The following is a 21,035-nucleotide window of genomic DNA, read 5'->3' on the forward strand; positions in this document are numbered from 1 at the left end:
CGCGCCTCCCCGCGGCCGGCAGACGACCCCTTGTACCTCGAATAGGACGCGGGGCGACGGGATCTGGTTACGGTGAACGTGCCGGGCTGCCGTTGGAAGAACGAGAGGCGGGCCCGAAAGCCCGCCCCTCGTTGCTTCAACCTGTCCTCGCCATTGCCGCCACGGTCGCCGCCCGCTGCGGCCCAACCAAGGCGCCGTATTGCGGCGTCAGCGCACCGCGTGCCCGCGATAGAGCGCCGGCAACAGCGCCCGACCGACGAACGCGTTGCGGTCCAGCACCGCCTCGATCTTCTGCCCGTCGATCTTCGTCTCGATCGCGTTGCCGCTCGGATCGGCGAGCAGCGCGCTGTCGACGTTCCAGGCGCTGTCCACCGAGTCCTTCAGGACCTCGAACTGGATCGTGAAGAGCACGACGTCGCCGTACAGGCCGTTGGCCGGCCGCATCCGGGCGGCGGCGAAGCGAATCTCGCCGGCCGGGTCGACGACGTTCATCGCGACGAACGACGGCCCGTCCGTCTGCCATGCCGCGCCGGGCTTCACCTGGACGCCGCTGCCCTCGAGGGCGTCGATGACCTTGACCTTCTGGGTGTCGAAGCGGACCTTGATGTCCGCGCCGTACATGTTCCAGACGCCCTTGGCCACGACGTCGACGGCGACGGTCTCCTCGTCGACCGCCCGGACGCTGAGCGCGACGTCCGTCGGCCCATCCGGCCGCTCGGCGGGCGCACCCTCGGGCAGGCCGGTGGCGCGGAGGACGGCCGTCGGCAGCACACCGCGCAGCGCCTTGGCCACCGCACGCTCCGTTGCGGGCGCGGTCGGATCGCTGAAGAACGCGGCGCCGTTCTCCTCGCCGTTGTAGCCGAACGGCACCGCGCCGCTCCGCCCGTAGTTCGTGCCGACGAGGACGAGGTCGAACAGGTTCACCTCGTGGTCGGCGTTGCAGTCGGCGCGGATGTCGGACGGCGGCGAGGTGCGGTAGTTCGCCCCGACGCGGACGAGGTCGAAGAGGTTGATGTTCGTGTTGTTGTCCGTGTCGCCGCCGGGCAGGGACGTGAACGGCAGGTCGAACGGCTGGCCGCCCGACACCCGGAACATCTGGTCGGCGCCGAGGTAGCACGCTGCGTCGGCGCTGAGGCGATGCTCGCCCTTCGGCACGCCGCAGATGCTGAAGTAGCCGTTCGGTCCCGAGACGCCGGCCGGCACGCCGTCCACGTACACGACGGCGCCGGTGTGGTCACTGCGCCCCTGCAGGTTCATGTACCCGCGGATGCAACTCGTCTTCTCCGCCGGCTGCGGTGCCGTCGTGCAGCCGTCCGTCGGCACGCTGGCCGCCGAGACCTGACCGGTCACCGCGTCGCGGGCCGACACGCGGAACGTGTAGGACGTGTTGGCCAGGAGATCCGGCGTCTGGTAGCTGTAGGCCGTGCCGGTGCCGACCTGCGTCGTGCTCGGCACCGTGGCCAGCGGGATGTACGACGATCCGTTGAAGCTCACCTCGACGTTGAACTCCGTCTCGAAGTTCGAGCTGTCGACCCAGGTCACGCGGATCTGCGCACCACCGGGCAGGACGTTGCAGGCGGCGTTCAACGGCGGCGGCGGTGCGGCGGTGACGGTGAACGTCGCCGCCGACGTGTTGTTCGCCGCGTTCGGGTCGGGCGTCTGCGCCGCGACGTGGGCGGTGTTGGTCACCTGCATCCCAGCCGCAACGTTGGGGCCGATCCGGACAACCACCTGGAACGTGCGCGTCTGGCCGCTGTTCACCGTCCCGAGGTTGCACGTCAGGGTCTGGCCTGCGATCTGACAGCCGGTCGTGTTGCTCTCATGGGTCACCTGCGCCGGCAGCTGATCCGTGACGACGACGTTCGTCGCCGCGCCGGGGCCGGCGTTGTGAACCGTGAAGTCGTACGTCACGAGGCCGCCCTGCTGGGCCGGCGACGCGCCGTTGACCGCCTTGGTGATCCGGACGTCGGCCGCCTGCGCGACGGTGATCTGGACCAGCACGCTGTCGTTGTTGTTCGCCGGCACCGGATCCGTGGCCGGGGAGCTGACGGACGCCGAGTTCGTCACCGTGCCCGAAGCGCCTGCCCCGACGCCGGCCGTCACCTGGATCGTGGCGAAACCGCCGGCCTGGATCGACGGGATCGTGCACGTGAGCGTCTGGCCGCTGACGTTGCAGCCGGCGCTGTTGCTGACGTGCGTCAGGCCGGGCGGCAGCGTGTCCACCACCGTCACCGGACCGGTGTTGGACGGGCCGAGGTTGTCCACCTGCAGGCCGAACACCACCTGGCCGCCAGCCGTCACGATCGCCGGGTTCGCGCTCTTCTCGATGCTCAGGTCCGCCACGCGGCGCGCCGTCACGGTGTTGTTCACCTGGTTGTTGTTCGGATCCGTGTCCGGCGACGACGTCGCGACGGCGGCGGTGTTCACGAACTGCTGGCCCTGCGTGGCCGACGCCGGGATCGCGACGTTCACGTGGATCGTGCGCGACGAGTCGTCCGCGACGCTGCCGAGGTTGCACGTGAGCGTCTGCCCAGCCGCGGTGCAGCCGCCGTCGTTGTCGACGAGGCTCGTCCCGGCGGGCAGGTTGTCGGTGAGGACGACGTTGTTCGCCGTGCCTGGGCCGAGGTTCGTGACGACCAGCGTGTACTGGATCGTCGTCCCGGCCACCGGCTGCGAATCAGAGGCCGTCTTCTGCACCGCCAGGTTGACGTTCTGGCTGGGCGTCTCGACGACGAGCGCGACGGTGTCGCTGTTGTTCGCCGGCGCCGGATCGGGCGTGCCGCTCGTGACCGTCGCCGTGTTCGAGAACTGCGTGCCCGCTGCGAGCCCCGCACCGACCGTCACCGGGATCTGGATGACGACCGTCGTGCCGTTGGCGACGTTGCCGAGGTTGCACGTCACCGTGCCGGCGGCCAGGCTGCAGGCCGGCGGGAGCGTGCCCGCCGTGACCTGCGCCGGCAGCGTGTCCGCCACGACGACGTTCTGCGCGGCGGCCGGGCCGTTGTTCGTGACCTTGAGTTCGAACGTGATCGCCTCGCCCGACAGCGGCGTCGGGTCGGAGGCCGTCTTGTCGATCGCCAGGTCGGCATCGTTCGTCGGCTGGGACACGATGACGAAGGCGCTGTCGGCGTTGTCGGTGGCGTCGGGATCGGGCTCGGACGACGTCGCGCTGGCGTTGTTCGTCAGCACGGTGCCCGGCTGCACGTTCTGGCCGACCTGCGCGACGATCGTGACCGTCTTCGACTGGCCGTTCGTAAGCGGCCCGATGTTGCAGCCGGCAGCCAGCGCGGCCGCGCCGCACGTCTGGTTGTCGGAGACGTAGGTCATCCCGCTGGGCAGCGCGTCGGTGAGCGTGACGGTGGCCGCGTCGGACGGGCCGCTGTTCTTCACCTGGACGGAGAAAGTGACCTGCCCGCCGGGCGACGGCTGGACGTTCGAGGCGTCCTTGTCGACGCTGATGTCGGCGCTGCGGACGGCGTCAACGGTCACATCGTCCTGGTTGTTGCCCGGGTTCGGGTCTTCGACGAGCTCGGCGTCGGGCACGTCAGCGTCGTTGGCCGCCACCAGCGAACCGCTGAGGGCGACGCTGGCGACGTTCGTGAGCTGGGCGCCGTTCGGGACATTGGCGTTGATCAGGACGTTGATCGTGAACAGCCGCGATTGCCCGCTGTTCAGCGCACCAAGGTTGCACGTGAGCGTCTGCGGCGGGCCCTGGACACAGGCCGATGTGGCGCCCGGTCCGGCCGTGTCGCTCTGGTAGGCCATCCCTGCCGGCAGGTTGTCGGTGACGACGACGCCGGGCGCGTTCGCCGGGCCGAGGTTCTCGATAAGCAGGTTGAAAGTGTGCATCGTGCCCGGGGTGACCGTCACCGTGGGCGTGGTCTTCGTGAGTCGCAGGTCGGCGCCCAGACTGACCCCTGTCACCGTTGTCGTCGCACTGTCGCTGTTGTTGCCGGGCGTCGAGTCGACGGTGGCCGAAGAGACGGCGGCGCTGTTCACGAGCTGCGTGCCTGCGGCGACGCCGGCGTCGACGGCAACGATGATGTTGAACTGCGCCGACTGGCCGGAGAGCAGGTTGCCCAGCGCGCAAAGCCGCGTCGAGCCGCCGCCAGACGTGCAGCCGTTCGGGTTGCTCGTCGAGACGAACGTCGTGCCGAGCGGCAGGACGTCGTTCACCAGGACGCTGTTCGCCGTGTTCGGGCCGTTGTTCTCGATCGTCAGCTGGTAGGCCAACTGCTGCCCGGCCAAGATCTGGGCCGGCGCGGTCTTGTCGATCTCCAGGTCGGCCGATGTCCCGCTTGGCGGCGTGATCGTCGTCTGCGCCGAGGCGTTGTTGTTGCCCGCCACCGGGTCGGGCGTCGACGACGTGGCCGAAGCGGTGTTCGTCAACGTCGTGTTCGCCTGGCCGATCGTCGTCTGGATCGTCACGACGACGCCCGCCGAACCGCCGGAGACGATGTTGCCCATCACGCACTGCAGGTTGGACGACGCCGGCGGGTTCAGGCTGCACACGGCCGGGCTGCTGCTGATGAACGTCGTCCCGGCCGGCAGCGTGTCGTTCAGCGTCACGCCCGTCGCGGTGCTCGGGCCGGCGTTGTTCACGGCCAGCGTGTAGTTGATCGTGTTGCCGGCCTGCGTCGTCGACGGCCCGGTCTTGGTCAGCGAGAGGTCGGCCGACGAAGCGCCGCCGACGGTCGTCGTCGTCGTGCTGCTGCTGTTGCCGCCGTCCGGGTCGGGCGTGTCGCTGTCGACGGTGGCGATGTTCACAAGCTGGGTGCCCTGCGCCAGCCCGCCGACGGTCACGGTGATCGTGAACGTGCGCGTCGCGCCGGCGGCGATGTCGCCGAGCGTGCACGTGAGCGTGCCGACCGGCGCCTGGACGCAGCCACCCGTGTCGGAGACATAGGTGACGCCGGCCGGCAGCGTGTCGACGACGACGACGTTCAGCGCGTTCGACGGGCCGGCGTTGAGGACGTTGATCGTGTACACCAGCGACCCGCCGGGCACGACACTCGGCGGCGCCGACTTCGTGATCCGCAGGTCGGCGCTTGTGACGGCCACGACGGTTGCCGACGACGTGTTGTTCGCCGGCACCGGGTCGGATACGCCGGCGGCGCTGACGACGGCGGTGTTGTTCAGGCTCGCCCCCGGCGCGATGTCGGCATTGATCTTGGCCACGATGTGGAACGTGCGCGAGCCGCCAGAGGCGATGGCCCCGAGGCTGCACGTCAGCGTGCCGGGCGGAGCCTGCACGCAGCCCGCATCATCGGAGACGTACGTCATTCCGGCCGGCAGGACGTCCGTCACCTGGGCGTTCGCGACGGCGCTCGGGCCGAAGTTGGAGGCCACCAGCGTGAACGTCACGTTGCCGCCGGCGACGTAAGGGCCGGCCGAGGCCGTCTTCTCCAGCCGGAGGTCGGCCGCGGCGGCGACGATGACCGCCGCCTGCGCCTGGTTGTTGCCGAGCGTCGGATCCGGCGTGTTCGACTGGACCGCGGCGTTGTTCGTCAGGATCGTGCCGGTCAGTGCGCCCGGCGCCACCTGGACGGTGATCGCCACGCCGGCCGACGCGCCGGCGGCCAGCGTGCCGATCGTGCAGTTGATCGTGTTCGGCGGGCCCTGGACGCACGCGCCGTTCGAGGCGACGTAGATCAGCCCGACGGGCAGCGTGTCGATGATGTGGACGTTTGTGGCGTCCGAAGGCCCGTTGTTCGTGACCAGGAGCTGGAAGACCACCTGGTCGCCCGGGCGCGGCGTGATGATCGACGCGCTCTTGGCGATCGCCAGGTCGGCCGCGCGTGTCGTCGTGACGACGGCGGTGGCCGAGTTGTTCGCCAGGTTCGGGTCGAGCGTGCTCGTCGATGACACCGTGGCGGTGTTCACGAGGACCGTCCCGACCGGGATCTCCATGTCCAGCCGCACCGTGACGGTGAAGGAGCGCGTCTGGCCGACGGCGATGCTGCCGAACGTGCACGTGAGCGTCCCCACCGGACCCTCGACGCAGCCGTCCGTGTCGGAGACGTACGTCACGCCGTCGGGCAGGATGTCGCGGACCGTGACGTCGGTGACCGCGTCCGGGCCGTTGTTCGTGACCGAGATCGTGTAGACGAGCTCGCCGCCGGCCACCGGGGCCGCCGTCGAGGCCACCTTCGTGATCGAGAGGTCGGCCAGGTCGACCGGCACCGTCACGTCGCGGGTGTTGATGTAGATGTCATCCGTGTTCGCCGGGTCGTAGAAGACCTTGACGCGCGTCGGCTGACCGAGCGGGCAGGCGCCATCGAAGTAGCCGACGGTGATGTTGTCCTCGTCGTCGAAGACGTGCACCTGCGGCGGGTTCGGGTTGTTCACCGGCGGGATGATCCCGAGCGGCGGGGCCCAGGTGTCGCCGGCGGCGCTGATGTCCGTGTGGTCGAGCGCCGGCGGGTTGAACTCGTTCGGCCCCGGACCGGGGAAGAACGGACCGGGCTCGTCTCGCGTGCAGCCGTAGAACGCCAGCTTGCTCACGGGCGACGTCCAGCCGAGCGTCAGGAGGTACTTCTGGCCCTCCGGCACCCGGATGGCGGTGAAGTTCGACGGCGTGACCATGACCTGGTGCGTGTTCCAGCCGGTGCGCGTGTTCTGACCGGTCACCGCCGGCGCGAACGTCTCGCGCAGCTCGGTGTGCAGCCGCGTCTCGTCCGTCTCTTCGAGGATCGTCTCGACCATCGGCTCAGCCGCGGCGAGCTCGCCGACACAGCTCAGGTAGCCGTTCTGGAAGGCGAAGTCGATCGGCGCCAGGCGGTCGATGTCCAGCGCAAGCGTGTGCTGGAAGTTGAACGGCGGCAGGACGGACATCTCCGCCGGCAACCCGTTCAGGAAGTAGCCCTGATAGAACAGGGAGTCCTGCGGGTTGATGAAGTTGCCCTTCGGCACCGGGGTCCGGATCGTGATGAACGCGAAGTTGTCGTTGCACAGCCCGGCCGCGCCGCTGTTCTCAGTCATCAGCGCCACGACGTTGTACTCGTGGCCATCGACGTAGAAGCGCTTGAGGTACCACGGGTCGCCCGGCAGGAGGTCGTGGTTGCCGTTGCCGTCGTCGATCGCCGAGTGCGTGCCGCCGAGGGCGCGGCCCACGGTCAACGTCACGCGGTCACCGGACGGAGCGACGTCCTCGACGAAGGCGAACCACGCGCCGTCGGGCGCGATGTTCGCCTCGCCCGGGCCGACGATCGTCACGCGGTCCTGGAAGCGGTCGACGAGCACGGCGTCGCCGATGTCGAGCGTCCGGATGCCGCCGACCGCCTCGGGGCGGGCGTTGTTCGGGTTGCCGCCGGTGAAGAACAGGCGGAACTGGGCGCGCGTGTTGGGGGTGACGTTGTTGAGCGTGATGAGGTAGTCCAGGAACTGGGCGTTGTGGCCCTCGGGCGTGTTCGGATCGAGGTCGAGCGTCAGGCTCTGGACGGCGAAGACCGCCATCTCGTTCCCGTTCAGCGCCTGGCAGTCGGCGTCGAGCGCGTCCTGGACGCCATCGCCGTCGAAGTCCAGCACCGGGCCGGCGAGCGGCGTCACGGGGACGCCCGGCAATGTCGGGCGGTTGGACTGCCACTGCTGGTCCAGGTACTGGTTCAGCGTCTGCTCGGAGTGGATGTTCGACGCGTCGCTGTAGCCGTCGAAGTTCGCGTCGAACGTCGTCAAGCCGTAGCCGAACTGGCCGCCCGCCGGCAGCGTACCGTTCGGGTTGGGCGCGGGCAGATCATCGGCGCGCGAGCCGACCGGGAAGGCGATCCGGCTCGAGCCGGGCGGCACGCCGGTCGGGTTGTCGGTCGTGTCCATCATCAGGAACGTGTATTCCTGGACGATCGCCGGGAACTTCAGGTCGCGCTGGCAGTCATCCGTGAAGCGCAGCTTGTCGACCCAGTCCGGCTGGTACCACGTGCGGTGGTACACCTTCTCACGGGCGTTCTGCGCACCGTTCGAGATCTGCTGGTACAGCTCGCGGAGCGGCTCGTTGAAGTTGCGGAACTCGTCCATGTAGGCCGGGTTGAACGTCAGCGAGTCCGTGCGCGGCGCATGCGGGTGCTGCGGGTTGAACGGCGCGAACGGATCGGTGTACGGGAGCACCTCGACCGGATACGCCGCCAAGCCCGAAGTCGGGTCCGTGGCCACGCCGGTGTCGCCGGCGCCGAAGAGGATCGACGGGCGGCTGATGATGCCGTTGCACTCCAGGTCGTCGCAGACCGGGAAGCCGCCGTACAGCCGGAGGCCGTCGTTGTTCGCGGTCAGCTTGCCCTTGTTGTCGTCGGGGTCGTGGATGAAGGTAACACGGCGCGGTGAGCCGTAGCTGCCCGTGACCGGGTCGAAGACGGTCTCGTCGACCTGCAGGTCGGGCGGCGTCGGCGGCTGATCCTCGGGCACCGAGCCGTCGGGCATCCGCCACAAACGCCAGCGCGCGGTGTCGTTCGTGAAGCCGCTCGTCACCAGGTAGTTGTCCGGATCGCACGCCGGCACGCCGCCGGCCACGGGCGCCCCGGCCTGGTCGGGCAGGACGAACTCGGTGTAGCGCCACGGCTGGGTGAACACCTGCTCGTTGTAGAAGAAGCTCTGCGGGATCCCGGGCGGCTGCGGCACGCCCGGTGCCGTGTTCAGCGCGCCGTACTTCTCCCGGATCTGGCCGATGAACGGCTCGTAGCCCTCTTCCTCGGTATAGAACCAGTGGCTGGCGAAGTAATTGTCGTACGGGCCGACCGCACGCTGCGGGTCGCGGCCGGTGTAGACGAGCGCGTCGCTCTGCGCCAGGACGGGCGGCATCGGGCCCATCGGGCCGCCCATGTACAGGATCTCGGGGCGCGGGACCTCGTTGTCGCCGGGCAGGATCGGGCAGAGGTCGAAGCCCTTGAAGTCGACGACGTCCTCGAGGATCGTGTGCTCGTGGTTGAACGGCGGCGGCAGGACGAGCGGCTCGAGCACGCCGTAGCCCTCGAGGCGCACGGAGTGCTGTTCGATCGTCACGTCGACCTTCGGCAGCGGCGAGCGGAGGGTGATGTACTGGATGGCGTTCGTGGCGCACGTCATGATCGCCACGACGTTGTACTCGTGGCCGTCGACGTAGAAGCGCTTGAGCCACCACGGGCCGCCGGCCGAGCGATTGGCGACGTTCGGCGTCGATTCCATCGACGCGCACGGCGCGCCGAGCGCACGGCCGAGGACGACGGTCACCGTGCCGTCGACGGCGTCGGTGCCCTGGATGTAGACGAAGAACGGGCCGATCGGCAGCTGGCCGAGGAGGTTCGCGCCGGGCTGGACGACCTGCAGCGGGCCGACGTCGGCCGCCAGCGCCATGCCGTTGACACCGATCGAACGGACCTGGACGAGGCGCGGGCGGAGGTCGCCGTTGTACCAGACCTCGAGCACGGCGGCCTGCGACGAAACGTTGCGGACGCGCACGAAGTGGTCGAGGAACTGGACGGTGCTGCCGCTGTGGATCGTCATCGAGTCCGTCGAGAGGACGATCATCTCGTCGCACGACAGCGCGACGCCGTCCGTGTTCACGTTGTCCAGGATATTGTCGCCGTCGAAGTCGACGGTGATCCCGGTGTCGGCGGCCTGCGTGATCTCGCTGCCGACGTTCACCATGTCGTTGATGCCGTCGAAGTCGACATCGAGGCTCGTGAGGCCGTCGCCGCTGAGCGGCCCGGCCGGGTCGGTCGCGTCCAGCGACGTGCCGACGGGGAAGACGAACCGCGTCTCACCGGCGCGGCCGCAGATCGGGCGCGGCGCGCTGTCGTCCAGGCGGTCGGGGTCGGGATGGGCCACCGGCAGCTCGTTGTCGAGGAGCTGATAGGTGAACTCGGTCATGATCGCCGGGTACCACTCGTCCTGGTTGGACGGCGTCGGGTTGACGGCGGCATCCGGCGTCCCGTTGTTGTTGCTGTCCGTCAGGCAGTCGTCGGAGTTGAGGTCTTTGTCGAGGTGGGTCGGCTCGTACCAGTGGCGAAGCCAGACCTTCTCCGAGCCGTTCACACCCGACGCGCGGATGTTCGAGTCACGCGAGACCTCGTCGGCGGCGCGCAGGCAGTTCCACTGCGCCCGGAACGGGGCTTCGTTCAACCGCTCCGAGATCCAGGCCGGATCCCAGGTGACGTAGTCGAACTCGGGCGCCTCGGTCGAGAGCGGGCTGAACGGCCCCGTCGGATCCGTGTACGGCGGGTCCTCCGGCACGTTCAGCGTGTTCGGGTCGAGGATGGTGTTCGAACCCGCCGTCGCCGGCCGGTTGCCCTCCCCGATGATGCACGAGTTGCAGACCGTGGTGTAGCCGTACAAGCGCAGCGTGTCGATCCGCTCGGTGATATCGGCCAGCGGAGCGGCGGCGGGTGCGGCGGCGGGGGCTGCGGCAGGCGCCGCACCGGCCATGCCGGCACCCAAGCCGAGGCCGCCCGCCAGGGCGACGGTCACGGCCATGCAGGCACGCCAGATGACCGCGCTCCGCGAGCGCGCCTCCGGACTGCGGTCGGTTTCCAGACGGGTGGACTGCGAGCGGGACTGACTCATCTGTGGCTCCTCCGGTTCGAAGAAGGCCCGTCTGGCCCTGGGGGGGACGGATCGGGGCGGGACCTCAAGCACGCACAAAACACGGCCGGCTGATCGGGACGGTCAGCCGGCGCTCCGGTGCACGCCCACGATGGGCGTCGCCGAAACGGGGTCGGAAGGGTGGTTACAATTCGATTAAGGGCCATTGTAACGCATGGCGGAGGGGAATGCAAGCCCCTCCTTAATGAGAAGCTAACCGCATGGGGAGATTGGGGGGTGCGATGACTTCCAGACGGCCATGGGCCGCACGTGGCGGCTCGCGATACGCACTGCATGACGCACGAAACGCGGCGTGGGTCACGGTGAATCGCAAATCGGTGACGGTCACTTCGCCGGCGGCGGACCTTGATCGGTCGTCATGCCGTGGTAGGCGGCCAGCCAGCGGACCATCTCATCGGCCCGCTTCTGCTCCGCTTCCACCTCGAGCCGCGCGCGCCGATCGTTGATGCGCTCGAAGATCAGCCCTTGAACGCGCGCCGGGTTGGCGATATCGGTGAAGCTGAAGTTGCCGGTATCCGCGGCGGTCTGGATCGTAACGGTGCCGTAACGAAGCACCATCGCCACCGGGTTGGGGATGCTGTAGCGAACGTCCTGCACGGCATCGAGGGAAGCCTGGCGCTGCTCCTTGAACAGACCGAGCGGCAACGACTCGATGTCGAGCACGTGGTTGGCCGTCAGGATGTACTGGTCGTTCCGCCAGTCCTCGTAGCGCCACCACAACCAGCCGTACGCCCCCACGGCCAGCCCGACGGCCGCGCGGGTCGCCCATCGGCTCTCGTCGGCGGCGACGGCGATGCCGCTCGCCAAGAGCCACGTCGCTGCCGCGGCCAGCGCCAGCGGCATCGCCGTCGCGCGGAGCAGGATCCACCAGTGCTTGCGCCAGACGTACGTCGTGCCCTGCCGCTCCTCGGGGCGGGGCAGGAAGTAGAGGATCAGCCGACCGATCGACCCGAACCAAGTCGGTGGCGCCGTCTGGCGAACCTCACCCGACGGCACCGCTGGTCGGTCCGCGGCGCCGTCCGACGGCGCTTCGGCGCTCGCCAGACGCCCATCCCCGATCGCCTTGCGGAGCTGCTCGTCGATCCAGCTCCGTCGCTCCGCTTGGGCGCGGTCGCGGGCACGGTGCATTTGATCGAACAGCACGGCTCGCAGCGCGTCGGGCCGTCCGGCCATGTGCCAGACGATCTTGCCGGCGTTCGACGCCGTGTTGATCGTCACGGTGCCGTAGTCGAACAGCCGCGCCATAATGGAAGGCGACCGGGCCTGGACGTCCTGGACGCGGGCCATGAGCGCCTCGCGGCGGGCGGCGGTGATGAACGGCCGCGTCTCGATCATGATCACCCGCTGGTTCGTGACGATCAGCCGATCCTCGCTCCAGTTCAGCCACGACCACCACGCGCCGGCGGCCGGCACGCCGAGCCCGATGACGGCCCATGCCAGGATCGCCACGGGGTCCGCGGTCACCGCCGCAGCCCCGGCTCCGACGACGAGCGCGACGACGAGCAGGCCGGCCGGCAGCACCATGCCGCGGATGAGCGCCAGGACGTGGCGCCGATAGACCCTGACCTCGTACTCGCCCTCGGTGGTCTCCTCTTCCCGCCGCGCCTCCATGTTCGCCCGCGCATCGTCGGGCAGGACCAACAGATCGTCGATCTCCGGGTCGGCGCGCAGCAGCCGCAGCACGTCGTCGCGGTCGGCCGCCAGCAGCCAGGCGTCCGTCTCGGCCACGACGCTGCTCGGCCGCGGCACGTCGGTGAAGACGCCGCGGATGCCGACGACGGAGCCGTACTCGCGGTGGCCCATCGCTTCCGTCTCGCCGTCGGCGGCGATGCGCTCGAGCACGAGCGTCCCACCGATGAGCACCCAGAGCGTCGTGTCGACCGTTCCCTGGCGCGCGATGACCTCGCCGGCGCGGACGCGCGTGGCGCGAAAGAGCGGCGCGAGCTGTCGGAGCGCGGGCGCGGGGAGGAGCTGGAAGACCTCGGTGCCGAGCAGGTGGAGGGCGACGTCGGCGTCGGTGAGGCCGTCGGTGCGGGGTTCGGAGGCGTCGGTAGCGACGTCGACAGTGACGTCGGTCGCGCCGTCGGTCCCGACCGCGCCCGCGGCCGACGAGACGCGCGCGCGGTCGTTGCCCGCGGCGCCGGGGATCGCGACCGGACCGGTGACGGCGGTCGGATCGATCGGCGGCGAATCGTCGGGCGGCGTGGGGGGCACGGGCGATGCCTGGGGTGAGCCGGCGCGCGAACGGGATGCCGGCAAGGATGGTGGCCCGATCATGGTCGGACGACAGCGCCGCGCCGGATCGCCGAGGGGCGACACGTCAAACGACATGAACTGCAGCAATGGTCGGCGCGGCCGCCAGCACGGTCAAGCGCGGTGAACCGCGACCGGGCGCTGACGAGATCACGAGGGCGCAACCGCCCCGTGCCGGATGTCGTACTTCCCGGCCAAATGCATCGCCGTCGCACGCCGTCACACGACACGCCGCACATCACCAGGAGCTGCCGCCCATGCCGGAAATCGTCCCCACCAACTTGGCCGATCCAATGCCGGCACCCGCGCCGCCGGACGTCCTGGCCGACCCGCTGCCGCCGCCCGCGCTGCCGACGCGCCCAACCGACGACCTCGTCAGCCACGCGCTGACCGACGGCTGGCGTTCGCTCCGAGCGTCGCCGTCGCGGTTGGTGGTCTGGCGGCTGGCGACGTGGCTCGTCGAGGCGATCCCGTGGATTGTGTGGGGAGCCGCCTACTTCCGCCTCGTCACGGACACGTTCAGCGCGCTCGGCGACGGGCGGGCCGAGGCCGGCTTCTTCCGCGGGGTCGGTCCAGCGTCCCTGCAGCTGGCGTCGGTGGGACTTGTGCTCTGGGTGATCACCCACCTGGCCCGCGGCGTCTACACGGCGGTCGCCCTCGACGCTCAGCGAGGCACCAAGCGCGCATTGGGCGGCTGGTTCATGCGGCGCGGGCCGGCCCTCCTGGGCTGGGGCCTGATCGACGCCGGCCTGTTGGCAGCCGCGGCCGCGCTGACGACGATCGCCGTGACCCGCCTGCGTCCACTGCTGGACACCGCCTGGCTTGCCGCCGGCTTCCCCGCCCGCGGCGCAACGGCGCAAGCGCCAGCGCTCCCGTCGTTGCCGTGGGGCGCCGCCATCGGCGTGTCCGTGCTCACGACGGTCGCGGCGGCCGTGCTCATCACGCTGCCCTTTGTGGCGATTTGGGCCACGTGGGCGCGCCTCCAGCTCATCCCATGGCGCCTCGCCGACGATGCCACCGGGCTCCGGGCCGCCGTTGCCGACAGTTGGCGCTGGATGCCGGGCCACCGGACGGCCTGGTGGGCGATGTTCGTCGGCTGGGGGGCCGTTTGGACCGCCGTGGTCTGGATCCCGGTGCTCGGCGCGCTGGCGGCGTCGCTGCTGGGCTGGAGCTGGACGGCCGCCTTCTACGAACGCGTTCGCGTTGCGTCGCTCGACACCCATCTGAGCGCGCCGATCGCCGTACCCGCCGCCCCGGCCCGATGGCCATGGCTGGATGCGACGCTCGTCGGGATCGCGGCCGCGTGGTTTCCGTTCGCCGGCGCCTCGGTCGCCGCGATCGCGTCGGGCACCGTCTTCGTGGCCCGCGCGGCGACGCTGGCCAAGGAGTTGCCGTACGCCATCGGCCTGCCGGGCGTCCTCTACGCGTTGTCGCTGCCCGTTGCGGCGATCGTTTGCGGCACGATCCTGTGGCGCTGCCTCGGCCGGTCGGCCGTGTGGCCCGGCCGCCACGGCTGGTCGCGCAACCGCGTGATCACCGGGCTGGTGGCGGTGATCGTCGGCTTGCAGATCGGGTACGTGCTCTACGGCTGGGGCGGCGGCATCGCGGGCTGGTTCGATACGGCGCGCAGCCAGTCATACACGGGGGCGGCGACGAGCGCGCCGGCCACAGGGCCAACCCAATAGATCCAGTGCTGCGCCCACTCGCCGGTGATCAGCGCCGGGCCGAACGAGCGTGCCGGGTTCATCGAGGCGCCGGTCAAGGCGCCGCCGAGGAGCGCATCGAAGGCGACGGTGGCGCCGATCGCCAGGGGGGCGAGGCCGGCGGGGGCGCGGGCATCGGTGGCCATGGCCAGGATGACGAACATCAGGGCGAACGTGAGCACGAACTCGACGAGCAGGCCAAGCGCCGGGCCGACGTGGGAAGTCGTCACGCCGAGCGAGAGCGGCAGGGACGGCGCGATCGACGAGGACGGTGCGTTCGGCGCGGCCGGTTGCGCCCCGGACAGTTGCGCCCGGAGGACGGCCAGGCAGGCGGACGCTGCCACCGCCCCGGTGAGCTGCGCGCTGAGATAGGCGGGCACCGAGCCGGCGGGAAATCGTCCGGTCGACCACAGGCCGATCGTCACCGCGGGGTTGAGATGGGCGCCCGAGAGGTGCCTGGTCGCGTGGATCATGCCCATCACCACCAGGCCGAAGGCCAAGGCGATGCCCACCGGGCCGATCGCGCCGTCGAGGTGATCGTCGGCCATGATCGTGCCGGTGCCGACGAGCACGAGGAAGAACGTGCCCATAGCCTCGGCGGCCGCCCGCCGAACGTTCATCGTTCAGCGCGTGTCGAGGTGGGTGAGCAGCACCTTGACGCGCTGTTCCAAGTCATCGCGAATGGCGCGCACGGCGTCCAGGCCGACGCCGGCCGGATCGTCGACGACCCAGTCCTCGTACTTCTTGCCCGGGTAGATCGGGCAGGCATCCCCGCAACCCATCGTGATGACGACATCGGCGGCCTGCACGACCTCGTCCGTCCACGGCTTCGGGAACTGCTTGCCGATGTCGATGCCGCGCTCCTTCATGGCCGCGACGGCGTTCTCGTTCACCTCTCCATCGGGGACCGATCCACCGGACATCACCTTGACGCGATCGCCCGCCAGGTGGTCCAGCCAGCCGGCGGCCATCTGGGATCGGCCGGCGTTGTGCACGCACAGGAATAGGACGACGGGCATGTCCGTTATCAGCTTGCCTTCCGCCTTGGCGAGTGACCACAGGCGGTCGTGGGCGAAGCGCTCGGCGAACAGCGGGATGAAGGCGCGCACCCGGGCGCGGGCGAGGATCTCGTCGAGCGACTCGTCCAAGAAGCGCTCGATCGTTTCGGCGCTGAAGTAGCTGGCGAACTCCGCCGTCAGGCGCTGGGCGGCGCTGCGCAGCAAAGGCCGAAACTCGAGCGGGATCTCGTCGAGGCTGGGCGCCGAAGTTCGGGCAACGGACGCGGGCGATGGGGATGGGGATGGGGATGGGGATGGCTGGGACACGGTCGATCCTCCTGGTGTGGGGTCGGCCCTCGGTTCGGCGCCGGTCAGGCGGCCGGCGGCGGGACGACGAACGGTGCGAGCCGATGAATTCGCCGGGCGATCTCGTCGAAGGCCGCATCGAACGCCCCGCTGTCGGACCGCGCGCCCGGGTCCGGCACGGACCAGTGCAGGCGCCGCGCATCGTCGAACGGGACGGCATCCTCGAACGCCAGGTCGCACACGCTGACGACGAGGCCCGGCACGCGGCTCAGCTGGTCGTAGCCGCGCGGCACTTGGCCTGTCAGATCCAATCCTCGACGCGCCGAGGCCTGAACCGCCAGCGGGTGCACCCGTGCGGCCGGTTGGAGACCGGCCGACGCGGCGGGGATCGCGGAGTGCTGTCGCCAGCACACTTCGGCGAACTGCGAGCGCGCCGAATTGTGATGACACACGAACAGGACGTCCGACGCCTCGACCCGGTCGGATCGGAACGGGTGCACCGGCGCGTCGGACGCCAATCGCACATAGCGCCGCCGGCCGTCGCCCGCCGAGCGGGTGCGGCAGATCAAGCCGACCGCCTCGAGCGCATCCAGGTGGTGCGCGAGGAGGTTGGAGGGGATCCCGAGGCGGGCCTCGAGGTCGGACGGCGAGGCATCGGTGAGGGCGAGGGCCTCGACGATGGCCAGGCGGTTCGGGTCGCCGAGCGCTGCGAAGACGGCGGCGCGGCGTTGGAGGTCGGGATCGCGCGCTGGATCGCTCATTGACTCAATGATGGTTGAGTAATCTACGGACGTCAATCCCAGGCGTTCAGCGGCATCTCCGCCCACGGCACGACGGCCACGTCGCTTCGATCCTGCGCCCTGTCGCCGCCGAACACCACGCGTGCCTCGACCGGCCGCCTGTCGCCCTCGCCCGCGGCCGTGACCGCAGCGGCGAGGCGCGCCAGCCGGGTGATCGCATCCGTCGACGCGGTGGCGCCGGACTTGGCCTCGACCAGCACCAGCCGCTCGCCGCCCTCGACCACGAGGTCGATTTCGTCGCCGCGGGCAGCACGCAGGTGGTGAAGGGCGGGCGGCAAGCCCTGATGAACGCGCTGCTTGTACACCTCTGATGCGACCCAGCTCTCGAAGATCGCGCCGCGAAGCGGGTGGGTGGCCAGCTGCTCGGGGTCGCGGATGCCCAGCAGGTAACAGACCAGGCCCGTATCCACGAAGTGCAGCTTGGCCGATTTCACAAGGCGCTTGCGCAGGTTCCGATGCCACGCCGGTACGCGGAAGCACAGGTAGCTCGACTCCAGCACCGAGAGCCAGGCCCGCGCGGTCACATGCGACACCCCGGCATCCGCTCCGACGTCCGTCAGGTTCGACTCCTGCGCGGTCCGCCCGGCGCACAGGCGGATGAAGATCGCGAAGGTCGACAGGTCGCCGACGCGCAGCACTTGGCGCACGTCCCGTTCGACGTACGTGGTCACGTAGTCGGCCAGCCAACGCTGCGCCGGAATGCCGCGATCGAAGATCCGCGGGTAGCTGCCAGACCACAGCGTCGTGAACAGATCGGACGGTGCGGTCGGGAAGCGCCGCAACTCCTCCAAGGATGGGGGCAGCAGTTCGAGCATGCCCGCGCGACCCGCTAACGACTGGCTGACCGTATGTGACAGGCCGAAATGTTGCGAGCCGGTCAGGATGAAGCGCCCCGCCGTCGGGTTGTCGTCAACGTCCGCCTGCAGGTAGCTCAACAGGTCGGGGGCGTTCTGGACCTCGTCGATGACGGCTCCCGCCCCGTACTGTCGAAGGAAACCACGGGGATCGGTCCGCGCGAATTCGCGCGCATCCAGCGGTTCCAGCGACACGTACGGCAGGTCGGGAAACGTCGCCCGGCAGAGTGTGGTTTTGCCGGACTGGCGCGGTCCGGTCACGACGACCACCGGATAGAGGTCGGCTATCGCGCGCAGTTTGGGGGCGAGTGTGCGCTGGATCATGCGAGGTTTCCCGGCCATGAGGTGGATCGGAGTTGCGCGGATTGTAAGTTGTACTTTCAATCCGTGCAATGCGGATCGTGTTGTCGAGCCATGCGGAGGCGATCGTCCAATCCCGGGGGGAGCGGGCTTGTGGGTTGGGATGGGAAGATGAGGGGTGGGGTACTAGAGGTACGCCTTCACCTGTTCCGCCGCCCGTCGCGTCATCCCGTGCACGGCCGCGATGTCGTCGATGCTGGCCATGCGGATGTGCTCGAGCGAGCCGAAGTGGGTCAGGAGCGCGCGGCGGCGCTTCGGGCCGATGCCCGGGATCTCGTCCAGGCTGCTCCGCAGGCCGCTGTCCTGGCGCAGCTTGCGGTTGTACGTGATCGCGAAGCGGTGCGCCTCGTCGCGGGCGCGTTGGACAAGGAACAGCGCCTGGCTCTCGCGGGGGAGGTAGACCGAGCCCTTCTGCCCGGGGCGAAACAGCTCCTCGTGGCGCTTGGCCAGCGACGCCAGCGGCAGATCGTCCAGGCCGAGCTCCTGCAGGACCTTCACAGCGACGCCGAGCTGCCCCTTGCCGCCGTCGACGAGGATAAGGTCCGGCTCGCGCTCGAACGCGCCCCGGGCGGCGTCGGCGCGGGTGAGCGTGTCGGCGCCGTCGGCGGCCGTGGTGTCGGCGACCGCGACGACGACATCGACCGCTTCGTCGTCCGCTATCTCCACGACGATCTCGTCGTCGAATGACGCTTCGAGGGGGCGAGGATCGACGACATCGGGCGCCGCGGCGTCGATGGCCGCATCGAGCACCACCGCATCGACCGCCGCTCCATCGACCGCCTCCCCTTCCCGCGCCGCCCGCGCCGCCGCCAGCCGCCGGAACCGGCGCGTGAGCATCTCGCCCATCGCCGCGAAGTCGTCGCCGCCGCCCGTCTCCTTCATCCGGAAGTGGCGGTAGTCGGCGCGGTAGGGCACGGCGTCCTCGAAGACGACCATCGAGCCGACGGTGTGCGTGCCCTGCAGGTTCGAGACGTCGTAGCACTCGATCCGCCGCGGCGGGCGGGGCAGGCCGAGGGCGTCCTGCAGCTCGGCGATCGCGCGGCGGGCGACGTCGGACTTGCTCTCCAGGGCGTGCGCCACCCGGAGGGCGCGCAGCGTCTCGTGCGCGTTGTCGACGGCGACGTTGACGAGGTCACGCTTGTGGCCGCGCTGCGGGACGTGGAGCTTGACCTTCGTGCCGCGCTTCTCGCCCAGCCAGCGTTCGATGATCTCGGACTCCACCAGGTGCTCGGGCACCACGATCTCGCCCGGTACCTGCGGGCCGCTGTCGTAGAACTGCTGGATGAACTGGGCCAGGACGGTCTCGTCCGGCTCGTCGCCCGTGCCCTCGAGCGGGAAGTGCTCGCTGCCCATCAGCTTGCCGTTGCGCACGAAGAACACCTGGGCGATCGCCGAGCCGTCCTCGCGCGCCACCGCGATGACGTCCTGGTCGGCCAGCGTCGGCGCGATGACGCGCTGGCGCTCGATGAGCTGCTCGATCGCGCTGATCCGATCCCGCAACCGCGCCGCCTGCTCGAACTCGAGCGCCGCCGCGTGGGCGCGCATCCGCTCCGCCAGGTCGTCGACGACCTCGGACGTATGACCCTCCAGGAAGCGGCACAGACGGGCGATCATCGCCCGGTACTCGTCCTTGCTGACGGCGCCGATGCACGGGGCGAGGCACAGGCCGATATCGTGGAACAGGCAGGCGCGCGGATCCCTGCCCGTGATCTCGCGGTCGCAATCCAGGTACGGGAAGACCTTGCGCAGCGCGGCGATCGTGTCCCGCATGGACTGCACGGAGACGTACGGTCCGAAGTAGCGCGCGCCGTCGTCCAGCACGCGGCGCGTCGAGACGATCGTCGGAAAGGCGTCGCGCAGCGTCACCTTGAGGTACGGGTAGCGCTTGTCGTCCTTGAGGAGGATGTTGTAGTGCGGCCGGTGGCGCTTGATCAGGTTCATCTCGAGGAGGAGCGCCTCGAGATCGGATGCCGTGATCGTCCACTCGATGTGGGCGATCCTGCTCACGAGCCGGATCGTCTTGCCGCTGTGCGCCGCGCTCTGCTGGAAGTACGACCGCACGCGGCTGCGCAGGTTGACGGCCTTGCCGACGTAGAGCAACCCGCCATCGACGTCGTAGTATCGGTAGACGCCGGGCTTGGTGGGGAGGGTATCGAGCAAGGGTTTCAGGTCGGGGCGGGTCATCTGTCGTTCACGGCCGACTGTCGTGGGGGCGAACCGCGCCCCCACGACATTATATCGTCGGCGTTAGGACAGGTCGTCGGCGCTACTGCGTGACCTCGACCTCGACGCTCGTCATCAGCGACGGCGAAAGCGTCATGTGCGCGCCATCCGCCACGATGGCCGTCAGCGTGTGCTCGCCGGCAGGGAGCTCGATGTCCTTGCAGGCCGCGCCGTCGCCCATGTGGATGTGCGTGTCGTCGGCCGGGATCACGGATCCGGCCTGCTCGAACGTGGCCAGCTCCTCCTCGGACGCGTCGACGACGATGTGATGGTGCCCGGAGCCCGGCTTCACGGCGCCCTTGGGCTCGATCGCGATGTCCACGGCCGACAGACAGATGTTGACCGGGCTCGTGACTTCGTCGCCGTCCTTGAGGGTGTCGAACATCACGCTCGGACCCATGTCGTCGCCGCCGACCTCAACACCGCTGCACGCCGCAGCGGCGAGACCAACGGCGCCGATCGCCAGGATCGTGACCCAGGTTCGCATCGCGCATCTCCTCTGGTGGTCGCCATCGGCCGATTGTCCGGCCGGACGTTGTGACGGGGCGCAGGCCGGCCCGTCGGCGGTGGAGTATACGTGCGGCCGCGAAGGGACCGCCAGTCGAGGGCAGCCGTCGTCGCCGACGTCAAGGGTTGGCGTGCCAAGGCGACCTTCGGTATACTCCTGCGTCTGTTCGGGCGGTTAGCTCAGTTGGCTAGAGCGCCACGTTGACATCGTGGAGGTCACAAGTTCGAGTCTTGTACCGCCCACTCGAACGCGACCCGGTCGCGCTCGTGCACGAAAAACTGCATCGCCAGAGGCTGTAACGAGGACGAGTAGGCCCGCCGCGCGCGCCAGAGAACGGGTGTCACCGGCTGCAAGCACCCCCCGCTGTCCGACGGGTCGAACACCCCCTCCGAGCCGACGCCCGAACCCGCCGGGCGGCCCTCCGACCGACGTCGCCCATCGCCACGTCGCCCAACGAAGAGGCC

At 69.6% G+C, this 21,035-nt stretch carries 9 protein-coding genes and 1 tRNA gene; 2 read left to right on the plus strand and 8 right to left on the minus strand.

Annotation, left to right across the window (positions count from 1 at the left end; genetic code table 11):
- Positions 1–207: 207 nt before the first annotated feature.
- Both IPG72_13135 and IPG72_13140 read right to left on the minus strand, forming a co-directional pair.
- Positions 208–10,527 (minus strand): DUF11 domain-containing protein, encoded by a 10,320-nt coding sequence (locus tag IPG72_13135; protein MBK6769927.1) that lies wholly within the window; start codon positions 10,525–10,527, stop codon positions 208–210.
- A 363-nt stretch (positions 10,528–10,890) separates the two neighbouring features.
- On the minus strand, positions 10,891–12,780 hold the full coding sequence (locus tag IPG72_13140) for a cyclic nucleotide-binding domain-containing protein (GenBank protein MBK6769928.1): 1,890 nt from the start codon (positions 12,778–12,780) through the stop codon (positions 10,891–10,893).
- Between the two features lie 296 nt (positions 12,781–13,076).
- Between IPG72_13140 and IPG72_13145 the strand changes: the two genes are divergently transcribed.
- Positions 13,077–14,504 carry a hypothetical protein gene (locus IPG72_13145; protein ID MBK6769929.1) on the plus strand — a complete coding sequence of 476 codons (1,428 nt, stop codon included), beginning with the start codon at positions 13,077–13,079 and terminating at the stop codon, positions 14,502–14,504.
- Here IPG72_13145 and IPG72_13150 read toward each other — a convergent pair.
- From IPG72_13150 to IPG72_13175, 6 genes are all read right to left on the minus strand, one after another.
- The gene (locus IPG72_13150; protein MBK6769930.1) at positions 14,402–15,142 is read right to left on the minus strand and encodes an aquaporin; all 741 of its coding nucleotides are present in this window, start codon (positions 15,140–15,142) and stop codon (positions 14,402–14,404) included. The genes IPG72_13145 and IPG72_13150 overlap by 103 nt on opposite strands.
- A 3-nt stretch (positions 15,143–15,145) precedes the next feature.
- Positions 15,146–15,847: an arsenate reductase ArsC gene (locus IPG72_13155; protein MBK6769931.1), complete on the minus strand. Its 702-nt coding sequence runs from the start codon at positions 15,845–15,847 to the stop codon at positions 15,146–15,148.
- A 44-nt stretch (positions 15,848–15,891) separates the two neighbouring features.
- Entirely contained in the window at positions 15,892–16,587 is a 696-nt protein-coding gene (locus IPG72_13160; protein MBK6769932.1) for a helix-turn-helix domain-containing protein, read from the minus strand.
- A 32-nt stretch (positions 16,588–16,619) separates the two neighbouring features.
- Positions 16,620–17,804 (minus strand): ATP-binding protein, encoded by a 1,185-nt coding sequence (locus IPG72_13165; protein ID MBK6769933.1) that lies wholly within the window; start codon positions 17,802–17,804, stop codon positions 16,620–16,622.
- A gap of 162 nt (positions 17,805–17,966) precedes the next feature.
- Complete coding sequence (gene uvrC / locus IPG72_13170) at positions 17,967–20,024, minus strand: excinuclease ABC subunit UvrC (GenBank protein ID MBK6769934.1); 2,058 nt, start codon at positions 20,022–20,024, stop codon at positions 17,967–17,969.
- Between the two features lie 82 nt (positions 20,025–20,106).
- Positions 20,107–20,550 (minus strand): DUF4399 domain-containing protein, encoded by a 444-nt coding sequence (locus IPG72_13175; GenBank protein MBK6769935.1) that lies wholly within the window; start codon positions 20,548–20,550, stop codon positions 20,107–20,109.
- A 189-nt stretch (positions 20,551–20,739) separates the two neighbouring features.
- On the opposite strand from IPG72_13175, the gene IPG72_13180 reads away from it, so the two are divergent.
- Positions 20,740–20,813, plus strand: a tRNA-Val gene (locus IPG72_13180).
- Positions 20,814–21,035 lie beyond the last annotated feature (222 nt).

It is taken from the genome of Candidatus Avedoeria danica, from assembly GCA_016703025.1.
Lineage (GTDB): Bacteria > Chloroflexota > Anaerolineae > Epilineales > Epilineaceae > Avedoeria > Avedoeria danica.

Bases quoted from the DNA above. Each gene is read 5' to 3' on its own strand.
- IPG72_13135 (MBK6769927.1), bottom strand. From the start codon at position 10,527: ATGAGTCAGTCCCGCTCGCAGTCCACCCGTCTGGAAACCGACCGCAGT.
- IPG72_13145 (MBK6769929.1), top strand. From the start codon at position 13,077: ATGCCGGAAATCGTCCCCACCAACTTGGCCGATCCAATGCCGGCACCC.
- IPG72_13150 (MBK6769930.1), bottom strand. From the start codon at position 15,142: ATGAACGTTCGGCGGGCGGCCGCCGAGGCTATGGGCACGTTCTTCCTC.
- IPG72_13160 (MBK6769932.1), bottom strand. From the start codon at position 16,587: ATGAGCGATCCAGCGCGCGATCCCGACCTCCAACGCCGCGCCGCCGTC.
- IPG72_13165 (MBK6769933.1), bottom strand. From the start codon at position 17,804: ATGATCCAGCGCACACTCGCCCCCAAACTGCGCGCGATAGCCGACCTC.
- uvrC (MBK6769934.1), bottom strand. From the start codon at position 20,024: ATGACCCGCCCCGACCTGAAACCCTTGCTCGATACCCTCCCCACCAAG.
- IPG72_13175 (MBK6769935.1), bottom strand. From the start codon at position 20,550: ATGCGAACCTGGGTCACGATCCTGGCGATCGGCGCCGTTGGTCTCGCC.